This window comes from Paenibacillus mucilaginosus 3016 (genome assembly GCF_000250655.1).
Taxonomy (GTDB): domain Bacteria; phylum Bacillota; class Bacilli; order Paenibacillales; family NBRC-103111; genus Paenibacillus_G; species Paenibacillus_G mucilaginosus.
Window position 1 is genome coordinate 4,026,415 of the sequence record NC_016935.1, and the last position, 19,384, is coordinate 4,045,798.

The window sequence follows — 19,384 nt, forward strand, 5'->3', positions numbered from 1 at the left end:
TTTTTATGACTTATACGAGGCTCCTGAGGAAAAAGCGTAAGTTCTTCAGTGGCCTCCGAAGAAGCCGGGTCTCTTTTAGATGAACTATACTTTTTACAGAAAGTTCTTTAATTCCTGCATCTCCATCGATCGTCGATATCCTCTACAATGGAAATGACCCCCGAGGGGAGATTATGCGAATATACGGGGATACTGAACGTCCCTTAGAAAGGAAGCGATTGCATGCTGTCCAAACCGGTGAAACCTGGCGAACCGCTGGTCACCCATATCTATACGGCGGACCCTTCCGCACATGTATTTGACGGGAAGATTTATATTTATCCTTCCCATGACCTGGATCGCGATCATGCCTCCAACGACAATGGCGATCAGTACGATATGGAAGACTACCATGTTCTCTCTATGGAGGACACGGAATCGGCCTGCATCGATCATGGCGAAGCGCTTCACGTCAAGAATGTTCCATGGGCTTCCAAGCAGATGTGGGCTCCCGATGCCGCTTACAAGAATGACACCTACTACCTGTTCTTTCCGGCCAGAGATCAAGAGGACATTTTCCGGATTGGAGTAGCCAAGGGGGACTCTCCGGCCGGTCCGTTCCTCCCCGAGCCCCAGTACATCCCGGGAAGCTTCAGCATTGATCCGGCCGTCTTCGTGGATGAGGACAACCGGGCCTATATGTATTTCGGCGGACTGTGGGGAGGACAGCTGGAAAAGTGGCAGACAGGCAAATTCATGGCCGATGCCGAGGGGCCTGGCCCGGATGAGCCGGCACTCGGACCGCGTGTGGCCGAGCTCAGCGAAGATATGCTGACTTTCCGGGAAGCTCCCGAAGAAATCATCATTCTCGACGAGCAGGGGAACCCTCTGACAGCCGGAGATGAGGACCGAAGATATTTTGAGGGACCCTGGGTCCACAAATACAGGGGGCTCTACTACCTGTCCTATTCCACGGGGACAACCCATAAGATCGTGTATGCCGTGAGTGCTGATCCGAAAGGCCCGTTCGTCTTCAAAGGCACCATCCTGACTCCCGTGATCGGCTGGACGACGCACCACTCGATCGTACAGTTCCAGGGCAAATGGTATTTATTCTACCATGACAGTTCGCTGTCGGGAGGCGCAGATAACAAGCGCTGTGTCAAATTCACGGAGCTTGAATATCTCGAGGACGGCACGATCCGCACGATTGATCCTTACGATAAGTAAGGGGAGTGAATCCGAATTCAGCAATCGAGAAGAAATCTTGCAGGGCTATTTGGGGTACAATGAACATAGTTCTTCAATTGATCCCCAAAAGGAGCTGGCAAAGATGTCCATGAGTTTGAATCCTTATTTGTGTTTGGAAGGCACCACGAGAGAGGCCGTCTATTTCTATGAGAAGGCGCTGGGAGGGAAAGTGGTAGGCATCATGACTTTCGGGGATATGCCGGCGGACCCTAATCATCCGATGAGCGATGAGATGAAGAAGCGCGTGATGCATGCACACCTGAAGGTCGGGGATGCGGACCTGATGTTCTCCGATACATACCCCGGAATGCCGTTTCAGCCGGGGGACACGGTTCAGATCGCCCTCCATCCTCAGGAGGAGGCCAGGGCAAGAGAAATCTTCGCTGCTCTGGAAGACGGAGGACAAGTCGTCATGGCTCTCCAGAAGACGGATTGGAGCCCTCTGTACGGAATTGTCAAAGACAAGTTCGGGGTTACGTTCCAAGTGAATGTGCCAGGGGAGCAGCCGCAGAAGTAGCACAACGACAAGACCGCTGTAGCCGATTAGAGAGAATCGTTTGCATGGATAAGAGCCGAACCAGGCGTCCCTGGCCGGCTCTTTTTCTGTTCTGCCGCGCTCCACCGACTTCATACTTCGCACCGTGCGTCATTTCATTACGTTTTGAACAGCGCAGAGGGAGGAACCCCCTTGACCGTTTTGAACAGGCTGCTGAAATACGACAGATCTTGAAACCCGCACCGCTCGGCGACCTGCGTTACGGTAAATCCACCGGTAGACAGCATCATCTCCGCATGATTGATCCGAATCCGATTCACATATTCGCGAAAGGAACAGCCGGTGTGGGTCTTGAACAGTTTTCCGAGATAGACCGGATGCAGGCCGACCATTTGGCTCATTTGGGACAGATCGAGCTCTTCGGCATAGTGCTCATTGACATATCGCAGCATCTGATTCACTCTCTTATCCACCCTCCGATGGTCTTCCCTGGTCATCGTCACCAGCCGATGAAGGAGGAGCATAAATAAGGCCCGCGACTGCATGATATAACCGGCTTGTTTGCTCATCCACACCTGCGAGAACTGTTTGATACCGCCCAATATTTCGCTGGTGATCGCGCCTTTGGTCACGAAGGGGAGCGGAAGGGCATCCGCGCTTCCTTGCGGCCACCAGTTGAAATTAAAAGCGTAGGAGTGCATGGGACAGCGAGCGGACGTAAGGGCTTCTCTTTCGTTTCCCGGCGGGATGTAGATGATGTCGCCGGCTTCCACCGGATGTGGAGTCCCGTTGATGGAATAGACGGATTTTCCCTCCACGACAAACGTAAGGTCATGAAAGCCGATCCTCTGTTTGACAATCTCCCAATGGGGATAACACCGCCTGTCCACAAAAAAAACAATGCCGGGGACGTAATGCTGCAGATCTTCGACTTCCAGAACCTTCCCTCCTTTCCCGGATCATCTGAATCCATCATAACATTGGAATTCCGACGGTTAAACAGAAAGAATGCGAGAATTCATATTTAATAAGTACAAATCTTCTTTAGTTGGTCTATAGAATGGTAAGCGCTTTATTCCTATAATGATCGTATGGGATCGGTTCGCAAGGCATAACTCAAGGTGTCACATGCGGCAAATGGTTCATTTACTTATTTAAAGGGGGTGATCTTTACGTAACAGGGATCGCTGCATGCAGGAAGGAAAACGACAAATGAAGGAAAGGTGTGTGATGACGATGTTCAAAGCGGCTCTAAATATGTTCACCTGCTTCTCTCTATGCCTTAGCCTTAGTATGGCCCCGTGGAACATGACAACCGCGTCGGCTCAAGCAGCCCCGCCACCGGTGAGTGTGATGGATTGGAACGAAGAGCGGCAAGTCGTGGACGGCTTCGGCGGGTCGGGAGCGTTCAAGAAGGCGAAAACGATCATGAATCTGCCGGAACCGGAGCGTACCCGCATTCTGGATATGATTTTCTCGCAAGAAAAAGGGATCGGGCTTTCGATCGTGCGAAACCTTGTCGGCGATGGGGTCGCCGCCGATTCGGTCGAACCGCAGCCGGGCGTCTATGTATGGGACGACCCGCAGTGGGAAACCAAGAAGGCGAGCTTCGACGCGGATCAGATCTGGTTGATGAACGAAGCCAAAAAGCGGGGCGTGACCACGTTCTTCAGCTCGGTATGGAGCCCGCCGGCCTGGATGAAGACGAACAACAGCGTGGCGGGAACAGGGAATGCCAAACTAAAGCCGGAGCATTACCAGGACTTTGCGGACTATTTGGCGGCCTATGTGCAAGGATACAAGAAACACTTTGATCTGGATATCTCCTATATCTCCATTGCCAACGAACCGAACTACGCGGCGTCCTATTCGGGCTGCGTCTGGACTCCGGAAGAGATGAACGTCTTTATTCGCGATTATTTGGGCCCCACCTTCAAGGCCGGCAGCATAGAGGCCAAAATCGTCATGCCCGAGCATGTGAACTTCACCGAGGCCTATGCGCTGCCGGCGCTGAACGATCCCGTCACCGCCAATTACATCGACGTCGTGGCTTCCCATGCCTACGGCATAGGAGCAGAGGTGCCGGCCTTCCCTGTATCCGCGGAGAAAGGAAAGCAGATCTGGCAAACGGAATACATGAATATCGGTGCGGCCAAGCAGACCTATCGGAACAATACGATCCCGGATGCGCTGCGTTATGCCAATCTCATCGGCAACATGTTTGATATCACCCGGCTCGGAGCCTACTTCTGGTGGTGGCCTGCGGCAAGCAACGGCGCTGACGGATCCGACCTGATTCGTCTTGTCACCGATGAGGCCAATCAGGAGAACGGGTTATTCCGGGTATTCAAAAGGTATTATTCGTTTGGAAATTACAGCCGGTTCATCCGCCCCGGCTATATCATGATCGGAGCGGATAAGCATCCCATGGATCAGGTCATGATCACAGCCTACAAGCATCCGGAGAACGGGAATTTTGCGATCGTCGCCGTCAACAACAGCCCTGACAACCAGCAGATCACATTCAACCTGAACGGCTTTCCTCTGCTGACCCAAGAGCTTGCTCCTTACCGCACTTCATCCAATGAAAATTTGGAAAAGCTGAAGAGCATCAAAGGAAAGGACTCCTCCTTCACGGTAGAACTGAAGGGCGCAAGCGTAACGACCTTCATTCCGAAGTCATTCGAACTGCCTGCGTTCGAAGAGATGAAGGATGTGTTCTCGACGTATGAAGCGGAAGAAAATGACGGACAAGCCGGCGGACTGGCCGTACAACGGGACGGGACAGGCAGGAAGTACCTGGCCGATGCCAAGAACGGCCATTATCTGAAGTACACCAACGTGAATTTTGCTGACGGGACGGCCAATGGCATCGCAGAGAAGCTGCACATCCTCGGGATGAGTGCCCATGTCTTTCCTCTCCATGGAGGGACCATCGAAGTGAGACTGGACGATCCGGTGAATGGAAAGCTCGTCGGCACCTTTACGGTTCCGGGTCAAAGTGATGCCCGGGAATGGATCACTCTCCCTGCGATGCTCGATACGAATCCCCAGGATGGGGCTTACGGGTTCCACGACATGTATCTAGTATTTAAAGGAGCCTACGATAAGAAGCTGTTTCACGTGGACGCTTTTACGTTTGGCGACGGCACACAGGGAGAACGTCGAAGTGAAGACACACATCTACGACTTTGAGGAGAATTCAACCGAGGGTTGGAGTGGACGCTCCGGCAGTAACGTTGTCGAAGTCACTCAGGAACAGTTTCAATCGGGCCAGTACAGCTTGAAGACCACGAACCGGACTTCTTCCTGGCATGGACCCATCACCAATGTGACGGATAAGATAAAGCTGGGGGTAGCCTATGAATTCTCCGCCTATGTCCGACTCGCTGAGGTGCCTGCATCGCCAAGCAGCATCAAATTAACCATGCAGGTGGACGGAGACCAAGGCGTGTCTTATGTCGGCATCGGCAGTGCATCGGTTTCGACGACCGATTGGGTTCAGGTGAAGGGAACCTATACGGCTCCAGCTGATGCGGCGGTGTTAAGCTTATATGTAGAAAGTTCGAATCCTACGGAATCGTTTTATATAGACAATGTCGTTCTGTCTCCCGCTGCTTCCCCTTCACTATAATCAAGGTTGTTACCGTGCCCCGAAACCGATGCGGTCCCGCTCCTGTGTTCAAGCTCCCTGGAAGAGGGTATTAGAGCAGTATAAGCTGCACACAGGAGGAGGAGGCGGGATGAAGATGGGACATGAGGATCGGGACAGTGAGCGTCCGGGCGGCAAAACCAGATATGTTCCTGCGGGTTTGGCGGGGCTAGCGGTCGGCGGTGCCCTGCTGCTGGGTCTGGTGATGGACGGGGCTCAGCCCCAGCAGACGGCCGGAAGCTTCCAACTGGTGAATGAGGCGCCGAACAGCAGCATTCAGGACGCGCTGGCTGCTCCCAAGGGAGTATTGAACGTTTCGGATACGGTGGAGAAAGTGGCATCATCCGTTGTGGGTATCACCAATATCCAGGACGGCAGCAGTGTGATCGAACAAGCGCCTTCCAGCGAAGGTCTGCCGGCCGGGGAGGGGTCGGGGGTCATCTACAAGAAGGCGGACGGCAAAGCTTATATCGTCACGAATCACCATGTCGTCGCCGGGGCAAGCCAGCTTGAGGTGACCTTGTCGGATAATACGAAGGTTCCCGCCGCCTTGGTCGGAAGCGACATCTGGACGGACTTGGCCGTGATCACGATCAGCGCGGATGCGGCCAAAACCCCGATCGGCTTCGGCGACTCCTCCAAGCTGCGCATCGGCGAGCCGGTCGTGGCCATCGGCAATCCGCTCGGACTGCGCTTCGCCGGCTCCGCAACATCCGGCATCATCTCCGGGATCGAGCGGATGATACCGATCGATGTTAACGAAGACGGAACGCCCGACTTCCAATCGGAGGCCCTCCAGACGGATGCGGCCATCAATCCGGGCAACAGCGGCGGGGCGCTGGTGAATCTGAACGGGGAGCTTGTCGGCATCAATTCGATGAAGATCAGCACGGAGGCCGTCGAGGGGATTGGTCTCGCGATCCCGGTGCACCGGGCTCTGCCGGTCATCCAGGAGCTCGAACAGAGCGGGAAGGTGCAAAGACCGACCATCGGCGTGAACCTCATCGACCTGGCGGTGATCCCCAAGGCCTACTACACCAGGGAGCTGGGTCTGCCCGCGGATGTCAAAGATGGGGTCGTGATTGAGCGCAGCATGCCGGGCTCAGCTGCCGCTGCCGCCGGGCTGCAGTCCCGCGACGTCATTACCGCACTGGACGGCCAGCCGGTCACGAGCACCAGTGAATTCCGCCAATATCTCTTCACGGAGAAGAAGGCAGGCGATACGCTTCAGGTCACCTTCTACCGCGGAGCGGAGCAGCGGATCGTCCGGCTTACGCTGACGGACAACCTGGAGATGTGAGTGCAGTGCGTGTCAACCAAGCCGGCAGATCGGAGACACAGCTTGCTTGTGGAAGCTGTGTCTCTTTGCGGCTGGGGAAGGGGAGTGCCGGGTCAGGAGGCTGGCGATAGTAACGGCTTTTGGGATTGTGATATAATCGTGGCATGACAACTCCATCCAATAACAATGAGCTGATTGCCGCCGATTTCGCCATGGTCTTTGAAGAACTCACAAGGATCATCATCCGCTTGCCGTCCGTGGAAAAACTGAATTTTACGACGCTGTCCGTCCTGCATACCTTATCCCGCAAAAGTCCTATGCGGCTGACCGAGCTGACAGCCAATGAACAAGTGACACAGTCCGCTATCACACAGCTTGTGACACGCCTTGAACGGGACGGGCTCGTGGAGCGCCGGTCCGACCCGAATGACGGCCGAGTGGTTCTCGTACATATTACCGACAAGGGGGCTCATGTGATCGATTCGCGCCGTATGGAACGCATTGCTCATCTCTCCAGATTCATGGAAGGACTCACTCCTGAGGAACGACGCGCCATTCACGATGCATTACCTGCCTTACAGCGTCTGGTCGATCTGGCGAACCAACCGTAGACCTTGGGTCTGCGCAGCTTTTGGCCGGCACCAAGCGGGGATCAACGGCCGTTTATGCCCATGGCAAGGAATGGTTTCACTGACGACCCCGTCTCCTGGTGTGCAGTGATGTGGCAAACCACGGCATTATATATTAGTAATTTATATAAATAACTGATATAATTTGCTGCAGGGGGACAGTGAATACATTCCATATGAACCAAGGAGGTCCTATGACAACACCACCATTCTTGCCCGAACCAAGTCCGATCTGCGTATCCGATGAGCTGCTTGCCGATCTTGAGCATCGGTTGAAGTCCACCAAGTGGCCGCTTGATGCCGGTAATGACGACTGGTTTTACGGGGTCAGCCGCAAGTATTTGGAGGAGCTTGTGGACTACTGGATTCACAAGTTTGATTGGCGCCGGTCCGAGCGTGCCATCAACGCCTATGAACATTACAAAGTGAATGTGGACGGAGTCCCCGTGCATTTCATGCGAAAACCGGGCAGGGGACCGAACCCTATTCCATTGATCCTGTCTCATGGCTGGCCTTGGACGTTCTGGCATTGGGCCAAAGTCATAGATCCCCTTGCCGATCCGGGCGCATATGGAGGCGATCCGTCCGACGCCTTCGACGTCATCGTACCTTCTCTGCCCGGCTTCGGATTTTCGGCGCCCCTGTCCCATCATCCCGACATGAACTTTTGGAAGATGGCCGATCTCTGGCACACCCTCATGACGGATGTTCTCGGCTACAAGAAATACGCTGCAGGCGGCTGCGACGTGGGGGCCCTTATAACGGGGCAGCTGGGGCACAAATACAGCGACGAGCTCTATGCGATTCATATCGGATCAGCGCTGAAGCTCAATTTTTTTAACGGGGACCGCGCTTGGGATTTCGCGGGAGGCCGTCCGATTTCTGAGGGTATCCCGGAGGGGATTCGGAAGGAGATGGTGAAGTTTGACCGCCGTTTTGCATCCCACCTCGCTGTACATGTACTGGACCCAGGCACACTCGCTTACGGGTTGAGCGACTCGCCCGCAGGAATGCTGGCATGGATCCTGGAACGCTGGAACCATTGGAGTGACAACAAAGGCGATATTGAACATGTATTCTCCAAAGACGACATCCTCACACACGCCACCATCTATTGGGTTACCCATACGATCGAAACCTCGATGCGCACCTATGCGAACAATAACCGTTACCCCTGGGCACCGTCCCATGATCGCTGGCCGGTCGTTGAAGCGCCGACGGGGATCACCTTCGTGGGCTACGAGAACCCGCCCGGCATCACAACGGAGCATCGCGTTCGCAGCTTTCTGGAGAGCGATCGTGCCCCTTGGTATAACCATATCCAGATCACCGTCCATGAACAGGGCGGTCATTTCATTCCTTGGGAGATTCCGGAGAAGTGGGTCGAAGATCTGCGGCGGACCATGAGGGGCTTCAGATGAGGGGGGAGTGCGGGGCACCTTTTCGTTCCTATGATACTTTACGGTATCCATAACACCAAAAAGTGCGTACTTCCCTTCATTCCGCCTGTGATGCATAATTACCCTCATAGTTCAGCTTTTCTAAGGAGGAATAGGAATGAGTTCACGAGTTCTGATCGCAGGCGGATATGGGGTGATTGGAAGCAGTATCGCTCGGCATCTCCGAAAGATCAACAAGGATATCGAGATTGTCCTCGGAGGAAGAAATCCTGAACAGGGCGAGGCGTTGGCCCGGCAATTGGGCGGAGCCCGAGCGGCTTATCTTGATGTACATGACATCGAACGTACATTAAGCGGGCTTGGCGGGGTAGACTTGATTGTGGCAGCCCTGCAGGACCCGGCGGATACGCTGCTTCATGCGGCTTATGCGCATCATATTGCGCATATCGGGATTACCAAATTGGCCGGGGACGTAGCCCCTTTGACCTTTGCCGCACTTCAATCCCCGCCCACACGCCCTATTGTTCTGCTGGGTCACTCGGATGGGGGAGTGAATATGCTTGTTGCCCAAAGGGCCTCGAAGGATTTTCGGTCGATTGCCTCCATCGCGGTGGCCTCCGTCTATGACCCCCTTGATCCCATCGGCCCCATGAATGCCAGTGATTTTGAGAATAACGAAGTGCTGTCCGATCGTGCACTGCTGCGCCGGGGCGGAAAGTGGGAATGGGTGAACGCTGACAGCCATGTACGTCAAGTCCATATCGCCGATGATCGAATCGTGGACGGCTATCCCGTATCCTTACTGGACGTACCGAGTCTGGCGGGAATCACCAATGCTTCGGATATCCGTTGGGATTATGTTCAAAGCGAATCCAATGGAACCAGAGCCGGAGGCAGGGCGTCCCACGAGGTGTACATCGATATGGAAGGGGTTCTGCATTCGGGGGAGGAAGTCAAACGCCGGATTGTTGTTTCCGACTCCAACGGTCAGGCGCATCTTACCGGGCTTGGGGTATTGGTCTCGATCGAGCGAATTCTGGGGCTGGATGGAAAGCCTCCCGCGGAGGGGGCCGTGTATCTCCCTGAAACACTGGTTTCCACTGATGCTGCAATCGAGCGGTTTACAGACTTCGGGGTCAGGATTGAACAAATGGAGAGAAGGTAAGTTCTCCCCTCCATGGGTTTACTCGCTGCGGCTCACACGAAAGCCTTGATCCGGGCCGACACCATTCGCTTCGAACTTGCCCCGATAAGTGATCTCGCTGCTGCGGACGTCGCCGAGCCAGCCGCCGCCCTTCACAATCCGGTATGAACCGCTGTTACCATCCCCGTCTCCGTACCAGTTCCAGCACCATTCCCTTACATTGCCCGACATGTCGTAAAGTCCTAACTCATTGGGTTTCTTGCTGCCGACCGGTTTTGTTCGATTCTTGTTCTTCTCGATGATCGGCCAGTTCCAGTCGCCCGTTAAATACTGGTCTCCGGCGTTTCTCCAATACCATGCCGTATCATCTGCATTCTGGCTTCCGCTGTAGGTGTAATTCTTGCTCATCTGGCCTCCTCCTGCAGCATATTCCCACTCCGCTTCGGTCGGAAGCCGGTATCCATTGGCTCCCGCATGGATCGTTACGGTCCACTTTAGAGGATCATTGTCACTCTTATTATTAGGGTCCTTTCGGGTCTTATCTATCGTGTAGTATGGCTGTAAGCCCTCTTTTAGGCTCCGTTGATTGCAGTACTCCACAGCGTCATACCAGCTTACCTTCTCAACGGGCAAATGATCGCCTTTGAATTCGGAGGGATTGCTTCCCATCACCTCCATCCACTCTTTTTGAGTGACCTCATATTTGCCGATATAAAAGCTCGATAGGGTTACACTTTTTCCATAGTAGTTGGACTTCGTATTCATAAAAGTCCCGCCTTTGACCAGCACCAAGTGATCCTTCGGATCAGACATTTTATTGCTCTGGTGCAGGTTTGGCGAACAAGCGCTGACTACAACGAGGATGGCTGCTGTGATGAGGAAATGGAATGGCTTTTTCATCGGCTGATCTCCTTTCAACGGATAGGAAAAGGATCCCTGCAGGGAAGTATCCTGTGTGGAAGGATAAAGGCCGCCGGCTTTGAGGCCGGCAGGCCTTTATTGCTTCCATGACGCTAAGTCTTATGAATGTGGCAAAGATTCAGCACCCGTCAGCGGTCCTGCTTGCAGATGGTCTGTTACCACACCGTTACGTTAGAACTTCCGCTGCTTTGATACCCCTCGGTCGCCAGCACCTGGTAAGACCAGCTGGTTCCCAGGTTCATGCCTTTACTTTTCCATGCGTTCACGTGGTTGCTGAAAGTGATCTGGACATTGCTTCCGGTCGGTCTCTTCGACTGCCGGACACTCCAGAACTGGGTGAATGTCTGTGTCCCGTCAATGGAAGGGGCGTTGTACCGTGTAGTCGTATAGATGTCATAGGTGCCTCCATCCGAGGTTACGGTGCCTTTATGCGTGCCGGTAGGCCGATAAGTGCCCCAGCTGTCAACGACGTAATATTCGATGAGTGAGTTTCTTGTCCATCCGTAGAGCGTCAAATAGCCATTGCCGGAAGGCGCCCAGACGCCGGCATTGTAGTTGATTACTCTGGTTGGTGACCCGGTGCCCCAGCCTTTACCGACCACAAAATTGCCGGTGTTCGACCATGTCACGCTGTAATTGCCGCCGGATCCATTGACGGCATTCACCGTCCCGCCGCCGTCAGTCCAATTCTGCCAATAGTCTGTCGCTGCATGGGAAGGGGCCGATAATAAACTGAAACTCATGGCCGCTGCAGCAAGTACCGTCAACATTTTCTTCTTCATTGTAAACATTAAAAAACCTCCTACAATTGGATTAGTGTGTTACTGCCAACCCGCATCCTGCCTGCCGGTTGTTCCTTCTTGCGTCATAGTCTAACCCGTACCATCCATCGGGAATGGGGGCTGTCACCTCCTTTCTAGGAAAATTATAGAAGGTAAGCGCATACATAACAACTTAACAAAATATAGTTTAACCCTAATATTTTTAATATCCTTATGCATGGGAACTCCGAGCTTCGTATCTTCTCTTCGCTTCTTGAAGGCACTGAGGCGGTTGCTGTCGAATAACTCAGTAACCCCACAGTAAGGAGCGACATACCGTGACTTTGATTCGAACATTTACCGAAGGTGACGAAATTACAGGATATTATTTGCTGAAGAAAGCCGAGATCAAGCAAACCAATGCAGCCCCTCCGAAGAATTATTTTGATTTTGTCCTGGCGGATTCGAGCGGAGAGATCCCGGCGAAGCTCTGGGATGTCTCGGCAGCCGATAAAGAGACGTACTTCCCGATGATGCTGGTGAAGGTACAGGGACTTGTCCAAATGTACCGTGAAAAACCGCAGATGAAGATTAACCGGATTCGGAAGGCCACGGAAGAGGATGGCTGCAAGCTAACGGACTTTATTAAATCAGCACCGATTCAACCGATCGATCTGGTACATATCATCAAACAAACGGCAGCCGGCATTCAGGACAGCGAATGCAGAAGCGTGGTGGAATTCTGCATCTCCAAGGTGGAAGAGAGGCTGATGCATTATCCGGCCGCCAAGGCCATGCATCATGCTTACTATGCGGGGCTGGCTTACCATATTTGCCGGATGCTTGAGCTCGGTGAATTCGTCGCCAGGCAGCGGCCTTTCCTGAATCCCGACCTGATCAAAGCGGGCATCATCCTGCACGACATAGCCAAACCGGAGGAGATGAATGCAGAGCTCGGGATCGTAACCGATTATAGTCTGAAAGGGAAATTGCTGGGGCATATCTCGCTGGCGGCAAACTGGGTTATTGAAGCTGCGATTGCACTGGGGATCGACGTCTCGAGCGAGAACATCGTGATCCTTCAGCATTTGGTTCTCTCCCATCACAATCTCGGGGAATGGGGCAGTCCGGTGCAGCCGCAAATCCCCGAGGCCATTGCCCTGCATTATATCGATACCCTGGATGCAAAGCTGCAGGCTGTTGAGGATGCGCTGGATTCGCTGCCTGATTCGGAGGAATGGACGCAGCCTCTTCGGATCATCGAGAATAAACCCATTTTCCGGATGCGCAAATAAAAAGAAGCACGAAGCCAAGCAGCGGTTTGTTCTGCCTTCGTGGACGGGCTATGATAGAAAGGAACTCACACGAGCCGTATTCCGGGAGCAGGAAGTATACGGCTGCGTAAAGGAGCATGGGATGGAAATGGATCATTTGCTGGAAACGATTCTGGACGAAATGAAACGGGAGATCGACCATTGGAAGGCCTATATCAGCGATGTGGACGCGGAAGAACTCGTGAAGCGTACCTCGCTGCAGGCCGGGATTCACAGTTCAGCTCTGCTCGAATATGCAGAGGGCAGGGTGGACGTGATGGATGAAGAGCTCGATTTTACGATGCCGGGAGGCGGGGCCGGCGCCGGCGGGCCGCTGACCGAGGAGCAGGTACGTGAGCGGATCGTCCCTGAGCTTGCTGCTTATATGCGGCATACGTTGAACGCGCTGCCGCCCTCCTTCATCGATTATCGATTTACTTTTAACGGCAGGTTTCAGACGAGGGAAGGCGGAGTTAGCGTTCGTATACTCGAACAGGTCGACGAGACCAAGAAGAAGCAGTTGCTGGAACGTATTTCCAGTTATATCGCGGATAGGCTCGAAGCGGGAACAGATCCGACCCAGCCCCTGGAGACGTTTTTCCTCTCCAGACATCTGTTGGACGATGGGCTGTTTCCGGATGCGGATCCCGGCCCGGTTCTTTCTGTTTTCGAGAAGATTCAAGGCGTGAATAAAGGGGACAAACACCTTGCAGAGCATCGGAGTTATTTGACTTCGGCTTTGCGGCATTGGGTGGAGCATCGGTGGCTGCCTCTTTATTTCGATTCTATAGGAACAGAGTGGCAGAAAGAATATAAGAAAAAAAGCGGTGCCCGGCTGGAGCATACCGAGCAGGGTCCGATCGAACTGGTCCTCTATGCCGCGAAGCTGATTCTGAGATATGGGCCTTCCTACAGCCGGAGTGAGGGGCTCGCAATGTTGAATTGGGCTATCGAGCTCGGAAGCGCCCGGGCCCAACGTTTGACGAAGGAAGGCAGCGGAACGTTCGCCAAGGAAGACGTGAGCTACCGGGATGAACTGGTGGAATGCACAGCCAACGATGTCTTTGCCGAGGCGGTCATAACGATGAAGCAGGAAACGGAAGAGAGCTACGCGAATGCCCTCCGCTTTCTGATCCGGTTGGTAAGCTCGGGCTTCCCCAAGAGCTATCAGATCAAGCTGAAATCCGGCGTCAAGCAGTGGCTGCCGATGAAAGGGCTGGCCAAGTCGGGCACGCACCGCTTCTTTGCCAATGCTCTGGAATATCCGGGCTTGCATCCCTTGCTGGAGGAGTACGCCCGGGCGGCGATGGAACCATTCGAATGGTACGCGGACGGGGAAGGGGAAGCAGGCTGCATGACCGGGCAGTTATGCGGTCTTCGGCCTGGGCCTGGCGGATACGGGCTTACTCCCCGTTGGTAGAACAGTACTATTGGAGAAGGTTGATCAAGAACACCAGTCCGTTCAGAATCACTTCACGGTCGCTTGGGCCGAGCGTCATGGCGTTAACGCGGAGACGATTCCTACGCTGGTGAAATGCATGCTGCACAGCACGGATTCAATGAAGGTGAAGATCAAAGCCGATATGGAAGACGAGAGGCATCTGAGGCTGCTGCTCGATCAAGTCCGCGGCCTTCCGGACTATGAGGTGGAGCATATCGTTTATTTGATCTGGGGCGGAACGGACAAGCTGAAGAAGACAGCCGCCAAGGCCGCAGGGGATCGGGGAGCATGGCTCTCCGAGCTGGCACTGGCCGCCGGCCGCGGGTAACCTTGGAGATACTATCCATCAAAGTGGTGATTTCAGTGGAGACGGTTTATCAGGAAATCGATGCGGTTATAGCGAAAATGCAGGCGGCTTTAGAGGAGAAGCGGGAACAACATCCCGATCATTACGCCAAATATCCCATGCAGCTGATGACCACAGCAGAGGATCAGGCGCTCCGCAGCGTTACCGGCACATGGAGTCTGCCTGAGGAATACTTGTACTTCTTGAAGCATTATGTCCCCGAATCGGTATCCTGGAGTACGGACGAATATATGAACATGGATATTTATGGTGCCAAGGATCTCCTGCAAGGGCAGTCGGGGTACAATTATAATCATGTTACGGATGAAGTCATTGCGGACTGGCCGAGGGACTATCTGGTCATTGCTTCGGATGAAGGCGATCCCTATTGTATCGATCTCTCGAGAGGGGATACGGTTATTTATACCGCGGTACATGGAGCAGGATCGTGGGATTTCTCCGTTGCTTACGACAATCTGTTAGAGTTTCTTCATAGTATGCTGCGGCCGGCAAGTACCGGGGAGTGGGAGGACGGTGCGGATGAACCATATGACTACTGCCATGTTTATATTACCGGACCAGGCACCGACAAGATCAAAACATGGGTGTTCATCAAAAAAAGGTTCTCCTGCGATTATGCACAAGCGAAAACCTATCTGGAGGCGGCTCCTCTGCTAGTCTATAAGGGCCTTGACTCGGGTGCGGTTAAACTGGTGGACGAACTGAAGAGCATCGGAGCGGACTATGAACTGCGCCAGATTAGTCAGGACGAATTCTTAGGCATCGGAAGCTATAGATCATAGTATGGACAGAAGCGTGAGACTCTGAAGAATGATCATCGGAGCTCACGTTTTTTTGATTTGAAGACTGGGGGAAAGGAGCCTATTATAAAGGGACTTTTGATCGGATTTGTTGGGTGGTATTTGAAGACAGCTGCATTATAATCAAACGTATCGTGTGGGCGTATCAGGTTCTCCGATAGGGTAAAAGTCAATAAGGAGGCGTTATTCATGACCATTTTCCAATTTCCACCGGACTTCCGCTGGGGAGTCGCTACCGCCGCATACCAAATCGAAGGCGCAACCCAAGAGGATGGGCGAGGGCTGTCCATCTGGGATACGTTCGCCAGAACGCCGGGCAAGGTACTGAATGGGGATAACGGCGACGTTGCCTGCGACAGCTACCACCGCTGGACAGAGGATATTGCGCTGATGAAGCAGCTCGGCGTGACGATGTACCGCTTCTCCATCGCTTGGCCGCGCATATATCCGAATGGAACGGGCGAGGTGAATGAGAAGGGCCTCGAATTCTACGAGACCTTCGTGGACGCGCTGCTGGAGGCGGGGATCGAGCCGCTCTGCACGCTGTACCATTGGGATCTGCCGCAGAAGCTGCAGGACAGCGGGGGCTGGACGAACCGGGAGACGATCGATGCCTTCGTCCATTATTCGGAGACGGTATTCAAGCGTCTGAACGGCAAGATCAAGAACTGGATCACGTTTAACGAACCGTGGTGCGTCTCCTTCCTCTCCCATGAACTCGGCGCGCACGCACCGGGCTGGACCGATTTTCAGGCCGCGCTGGATGTGGCGCATCACCTGCTGGTGGCCCACGGCCGCACGGTGCGCCGGTTCCGGGAGCTGGGCATGGCAGGAGCGATCGGCTACGCGCCGAACACCGAATGGTTCGTGCCTTACAGCCGGAGCGAGGCAGACCTGCAGGCCGCGAAGCGCCGTCACGACTACTTCAATACTTGGTTCTTCGAGCCGGTGTTCCGGGGCAGCTATCCGCAGGAGCAGACGGCCCACTATGAGTCCAAGGGCTTCAAGCTGAACATTCAGCCGGGCGACATGGAGGATATCTCCCAGCCGATCGACTTCGTAGGCATCAACTATTATACGGGCGGTGTGGCCAAGGATGCGCCGGGGCAGGGCATCTTGGATATTGAGGTGGTCGATACGGAGATGGAGAAGACGGACTTCGACTGGAACGTCTATCCCGAGGGCTTCTACCAGGTGCTCCGCTGGGTGAAGGATACCTATGGCGATATCCCGATCTTCATCACGGAGAACGGCGCCTGCTACGAGGCGGAGAAGAAGGACGGCAGGGTGAAGGACCGCAGGCGCACGCAGTTCCTGCGCCGTCATCTGATCGCGCTGCACCGTGCTATCGAGTCGGGCGTGAATGTGAAAGGGTACATGCAGTGGTCTCTGCTCGATAACTTTGAGTGGGCTTACGGCTACACCAAGCCGTTCGGACTCGTTCATGTGGACTTCCGCACGCTGGAGCGGACACCCAAAGAAAGCTTCTATTGGTATCGCAGCGTCGCGCGAAACAACTGGTTCTCGACGAATGACGAATACTAGAGCGGCGGCATCGCTTAAGGCGGTGGACTTGCTGTCAAACCGTAAGGGCCGGGGCGAAAATGCTGCCTCGGCCTTTTTTGTATTCGAAAGGAGCTGCGGTCATGAAGAGCTGGAGAGATTATGGTAGAATATGGACAAGGGATGATATCATCCGACCGAGTACATCCAGTTCGAAAGTGAGCGGAACAATATGGCCCATAAGTGGAATAGGATCCGAGAGAAGATTGCATCCAATGATGCCGGTGCAAGAAGCATTTATGAGAAATTCGGCCGTGAAATCTATGCCGTGGCCAAACGGGGGGAGCCTGATCCGGAACCTCACCGCTCCCTGAAGGCAGTCCTTGATCGTGCAAAGACTTATAATGTGCCGCAGGCGATGATCGACCGCGCACTGGAGAAAGCCCAAGGCGGAAGCGAGGAAATCTATGAAGAGATCCGCTTTGAAGGCTTCGGGGGTGACGGCACGAAGGTTATTGTCGAGGCACTGACCCGGAATGTGAACCGTACGGCTTCCGAAGTGCGCGATGCTTTCGAGATGAGCGGCATAAGCCTGGGTGAGAGCGGTTCCGTGGATTACATGTTCGACGCGATGGGGGTGATCGGCCAGACCGGCTTAAGCTTCGAAGAAGCGTATGAACTTCTCAGCGATTCGCCGGTAAGGGATTATTACTTCATCGAAGAGGACGATACGGTGATCATTCTCTGCCCTTTGGAGGAATTCCATGTTATGCAGGAAGTGCTCCAGAACGCCGGCGCAGCGGAATTCACCATGGTCGAGCAGACGATGGAAGCCCAGCACTGTATTACTCTGCCGGCTTACGCGAAGGCTCAGTTCGAGAGCATGATCAACGCCCTCGAGAATCTGGAAGAGGTGCAGCAGGTCTATCACAACGTGGATTTGGATGAGGAAGATCAGGAGGAGGTGATTGAACCTTCGTATATCATGTCGGATGAAGAGCAAGCAGTATTCAGTACCATCATCTCAGCGATCGAACAAGTGAAGCGTTATTCATACGAAGGCTCCATGACCCTCACCGGTCCGGATACCGATCTGATCATGTTCATGGAAGGCGATATTCACCTCAAACCTGAGTTCGCTCTGCATTCCAAATCGTCCTTTCAATCGGGTGATAAGGAAGTGGAGCAGGAAATAAGGGAGGTCCAAGGAAAAGCCTACTCGAGGGATCATATAACAGGAGAGTGGATCGTTAGCGAGGGGCTGGGTGAAAGTGCAGCACAAGAAAGCTTGACCAAGTACTTCTCCCGTGAAAATGTAGAAGCGATCCAAGATATACAACTGGAGACATCAGGGAGCGAGATCCGTATCGAGATCGAATACGACGTGCAAAAATATGATAGAATCGTACAAAAACATCGAACAGCGCCCAAAACCGTTGCAGCGAAACAGCATTTCAAGATCAATTCAACAACCATGCTGCCGACTTCTGCCCTTTTGGAGATGGAATCCGATGACGGGGATGGAATCATAAGCTTGAATACTGAAATTACTTATACATATAACGGGACATCAAGGGAAATCGTGCCACCGATCGGATAACTCACATCCCATGCTTCTTGTCATGCTGTAATCGGAGTATGCTGCTCTTGGCATAGCGGAGGATTCGAGCGCACACAGGTGCAAAAACGACGAAGCCCTGGCCGGACCGGCCAGGGTTGTTGAAGGTTGTTATTTGAGTTTATACCGGTAGAAATAATCCGCGGACATCTTCTTGATCGCGGCTTCCTTGCCTTCTTCCATCTTATATGGAAGTGAGATGGAATCGGCAAAAACGGTCGTCTTGTGGATACCCTTCTTCTTGTTCAACAGCTCGGTATCCGAAGTCAGGACGGTTTGGTCCTTGTTCAACTGCTCCAGCGTAAAGATCGGCTCCCGATCCAAATCCTCCGGGTCTGATAAACAATTTCAAGATTGATGGAACCGAGATAGCGCGAGCTGTCTAGCGCTGTCATGATCTCGTATTTGGGTTCGGCCGAGAGGAGCTCCACGCCCTCATTCTGCAGCAGAGGATAACTTGCTTTCGGAAGATTGAAATGGATTGCTTGTACGGTACCATCCCAAGTGACTTCATAGCCGAGCGCCTCACTGACCAGCCGGAGAGGGACATACGTCTTCTCATTATAGAGAATCGGAGAGTCGTTCGAGGTGTCGATCAGCCGGCCGTTATCGACCAGCTTGAAATGAGGAACGAGCTGGGCGGCTACGTTAGCCGCGGCCCCTTGTACCGTATAAAGGTGTGAGCATAAGTGCTGCCAACAGTATGGCCGCCGTTTTTTTCTTCTTCAAATTGCTGTGCCTCCTAAGATGTATGTAAGGATCCCGTGCATTCAAGGGACTATTGTCAATCTTAGAATCCATATAATGTATAGTCAAGGTTCGCAAGCATG

General features: G+C 53.5%; 18 protein-coding genes and 1 pseudogene. 14 read left to right on the forward strand and 5 right to left on the reverse strand.

What is annotated here, in order from left to right; translation table 11 throughout:
- Positions 1-222 precede the first annotated feature (222 nt).
- Positions 223-1,209 carry a glycoside hydrolase family 43 protein gene (locus PM3016_RS17560; RefSeq protein ID WP_013917048.1) on the forward strand — a complete coding sequence of 329 codons (987 nt, stop codon included), beginning with the start codon at positions 223-225 and terminating at the stop codon, positions 1,207-1,209.
- A gap of 103 nt (positions 1,210-1,312) precedes the next feature.
- Positions 1,313-1,747 (forward strand): VOC family protein, encoded by a 435-nt coding sequence (locus PM3016_RS17565; protein WP_013917049.1) that lies wholly within the window; start codon positions 1,313-1,315, stop codon positions 1,745-1,747.
- 137 nt (positions 1,748-1,884) lie between these two features.
- Here the strand turns inward: PM3016_RS17565 and PM3016_RS17570 are convergent, their stop codons facing one another.
- Positions 1,885-2,616 (reverse strand): AraC family transcriptional regulator, encoded by a 732-nt coding sequence (locus tag PM3016_RS17570; RefSeq protein WP_014370344.1) that lies wholly within the window; start codon positions 2,614-2,616, stop codon positions 1,885-1,887.
- Positions 2,617-3,079: 463 nt separating this feature from the next.
- Here PM3016_RS17570 and PM3016_RS17575 point away from each other — a divergent pair, with 463 nt between their 5' ends.
- From PM3016_RS17575 to PM3016_RS17595, 6 genes are all read left to right on the forward strand, one after another.
- The gene (locus PM3016_RS17575; protein WP_238540608.1) at positions 3,080-4,921 is read left to right on the forward strand and encodes a glycoside hydrolase; all 1,842 of its coding nucleotides are present in this window, start codon (positions 3,080-3,082) and stop codon (positions 4,919-4,921) included.
- Complete coding sequence (locus PM3016_RS39770; protein WP_238540541.1) at positions 4,896-5,360, forward strand: carbohydrate binding domain-containing protein; 465 nt, start codon at positions 4,896-4,898, stop codon at positions 5,358-5,360. Before PM3016_RS17575 ends, PM3016_RS39770 begins: the two co-directional genes overlap by 26 nt.
- Before the next feature lie 109 nt (positions 5,361-5,469).
- Positions 5,470-6,678 carry a S1C family serine protease gene (locus PM3016_RS17580; RefSeq protein WP_014370345.1) on the forward strand — a complete coding sequence of 403 codons (1,209 nt, stop codon included), beginning with the start codon at positions 5,470-5,472 and terminating at the stop codon, positions 6,676-6,678.
- A gap of 143 nt (positions 6,679-6,821) precedes the next feature.
- A complete protein-coding gene (locus PM3016_RS17585; RefSeq protein WP_013917054.1) occupies positions 6,822-7,268 on the forward strand; it encodes a MarR family winged helix-turn-helix transcriptional regulator in 447 nt (148 codons plus the stop codon).
- 212 nt (positions 7,269-7,480) lie between these two features.
- Positions 7,481-8,707: an epoxide hydrolase family protein gene (locus PM3016_RS17590; RefSeq protein ID WP_014370346.1), complete on the forward strand. Its 1,227-nt coding sequence runs from the start codon at positions 7,481-7,483 to the stop codon at positions 8,705-8,707.
- Positions 8,708-8,843: 136 nt separating this feature from the next.
- On the forward strand, positions 8,844-9,851 hold the full coding sequence (locus tag PM3016_RS17595) for a Rossmann-fold NAD(P)-binding domain-containing protein (RefSeq protein WP_014370347.1): 1,008 nt from the start codon (positions 8,844-8,846) through the stop codon (positions 9,849-9,851).
- A gap of 18 nt (positions 9,852-9,869) precedes the next feature.
- Here the strand turns inward: PM3016_RS17595 and PM3016_RS17600 are convergent, their stop codons facing one another.
- Both PM3016_RS17600 and PM3016_RS17605 read right to left on the reverse strand, forming a co-directional pair.
- A complete protein-coding gene (locus tag PM3016_RS17600; protein WP_014370348.1) occupies positions 9,870-10,730 on the reverse strand; it encodes a formylglycine-generating enzyme family protein in 861 nt (286 codons plus the stop codon).
- A 176-nt stretch (positions 10,731-10,906) separates the two neighbouring features.
- On the reverse strand, positions 10,907-11,542 hold the full coding sequence (locus tag PM3016_RS17605; protein WP_013917058.1) for a glycoside hydrolase family 11 protein: 636 nt from the start codon (positions 11,540-11,542) through the stop codon (positions 10,907-10,909).
- 308 nt (positions 11,543-11,850) lie between these two features.
- On the opposite strand from PM3016_RS17605, the gene PM3016_RS17610 reads away from it, so the two are divergent.
- The 6 genes and pseudogenes from PM3016_RS17610 to PM3016_RS39775 all read left to right on the forward strand — a co-directional run.
- Positions 11,851-12,807 (forward strand): 3'-5' exoribonuclease YhaM family protein, encoded by a 957-nt coding sequence (locus PM3016_RS17610; protein ID WP_014370349.1) that lies wholly within the window; start codon positions 11,851-11,853, stop codon positions 12,805-12,807.
- A gap of 127 nt (positions 12,808-12,934) precedes the next feature.
- On the forward strand, positions 12,935-14,245 hold the full coding sequence (locus PM3016_RS17615; protein ID WP_274380008.1) for a DUF6138 family protein: 1,311 nt from the start codon (positions 12,935-12,937) through the stop codon (positions 14,243-14,245).
- On the forward strand, positions 14,214-14,594 hold the full coding sequence (locus PM3016_RS40815) for a DUF6138 family protein (protein ID WP_274380023.1): 381 nt from the start codon (positions 14,214-14,216) through the stop codon (positions 14,592-14,594). Before PM3016_RS17615 ends, PM3016_RS40815 begins: the two co-directional genes overlap by 32 nt.
- Positions 14,595-14,629: 35 nt before the next feature.
- Positions 14,630-15,415, forward strand: coding sequence for an SMI1/KNR4 family protein (locus PM3016_RS17620; RefSeq protein ID WP_238540542.1), 786 nt, complete (start codon positions 14,630-14,632; stop codon positions 15,413-15,415).
- Positions 15,416-15,622: 207 nt separating this feature from the next.
- Positions 15,623-16,978, forward strand: a complete 1,356-nt coding sequence (locus PM3016_RS17625; RefSeq protein ID WP_014370351.1) for a GH1 family beta-glucosidase — start codon at positions 15,623-15,625, stop codon at positions 16,976-16,978.
- Positions 16,979-17,168: 190 nt separating this feature from the next.
- Positions 17,169-17,879, forward strand: a pseudogene (locus tag PM3016_RS39775) (YebC/PmpR family DNA-binding transcriptional regulator); the annotation flags it as partial.
- Positions 17,880-18,665: 786 nt separating this feature from the next.
- On the opposite strand, the gene PM3016_RS17635 reads toward PM3016_RS39775, so the two are convergent.
- Positions 18,666-18,878, reverse strand: a complete 213-nt coding sequence (locus PM3016_RS17635) for a hypothetical protein (RefSeq protein WP_014370353.1) — start codon at positions 18,876-18,878, stop codon at positions 18,666-18,668.
- On the reverse strand, positions 18,842-19,171 hold the full coding sequence (locus tag PM3016_RS40820; protein ID WP_081484364.1) for a stalk domain-containing protein: 330 nt from the start codon (positions 19,169-19,171) through the stop codon (positions 18,842-18,844). The genes PM3016_RS17635 and PM3016_RS40820 overlap by 37 nt, the downstream gene beginning before the upstream one ends.
- Between the last annotated feature and the right edge of the window lie 213 nt (positions 19,172-19,384).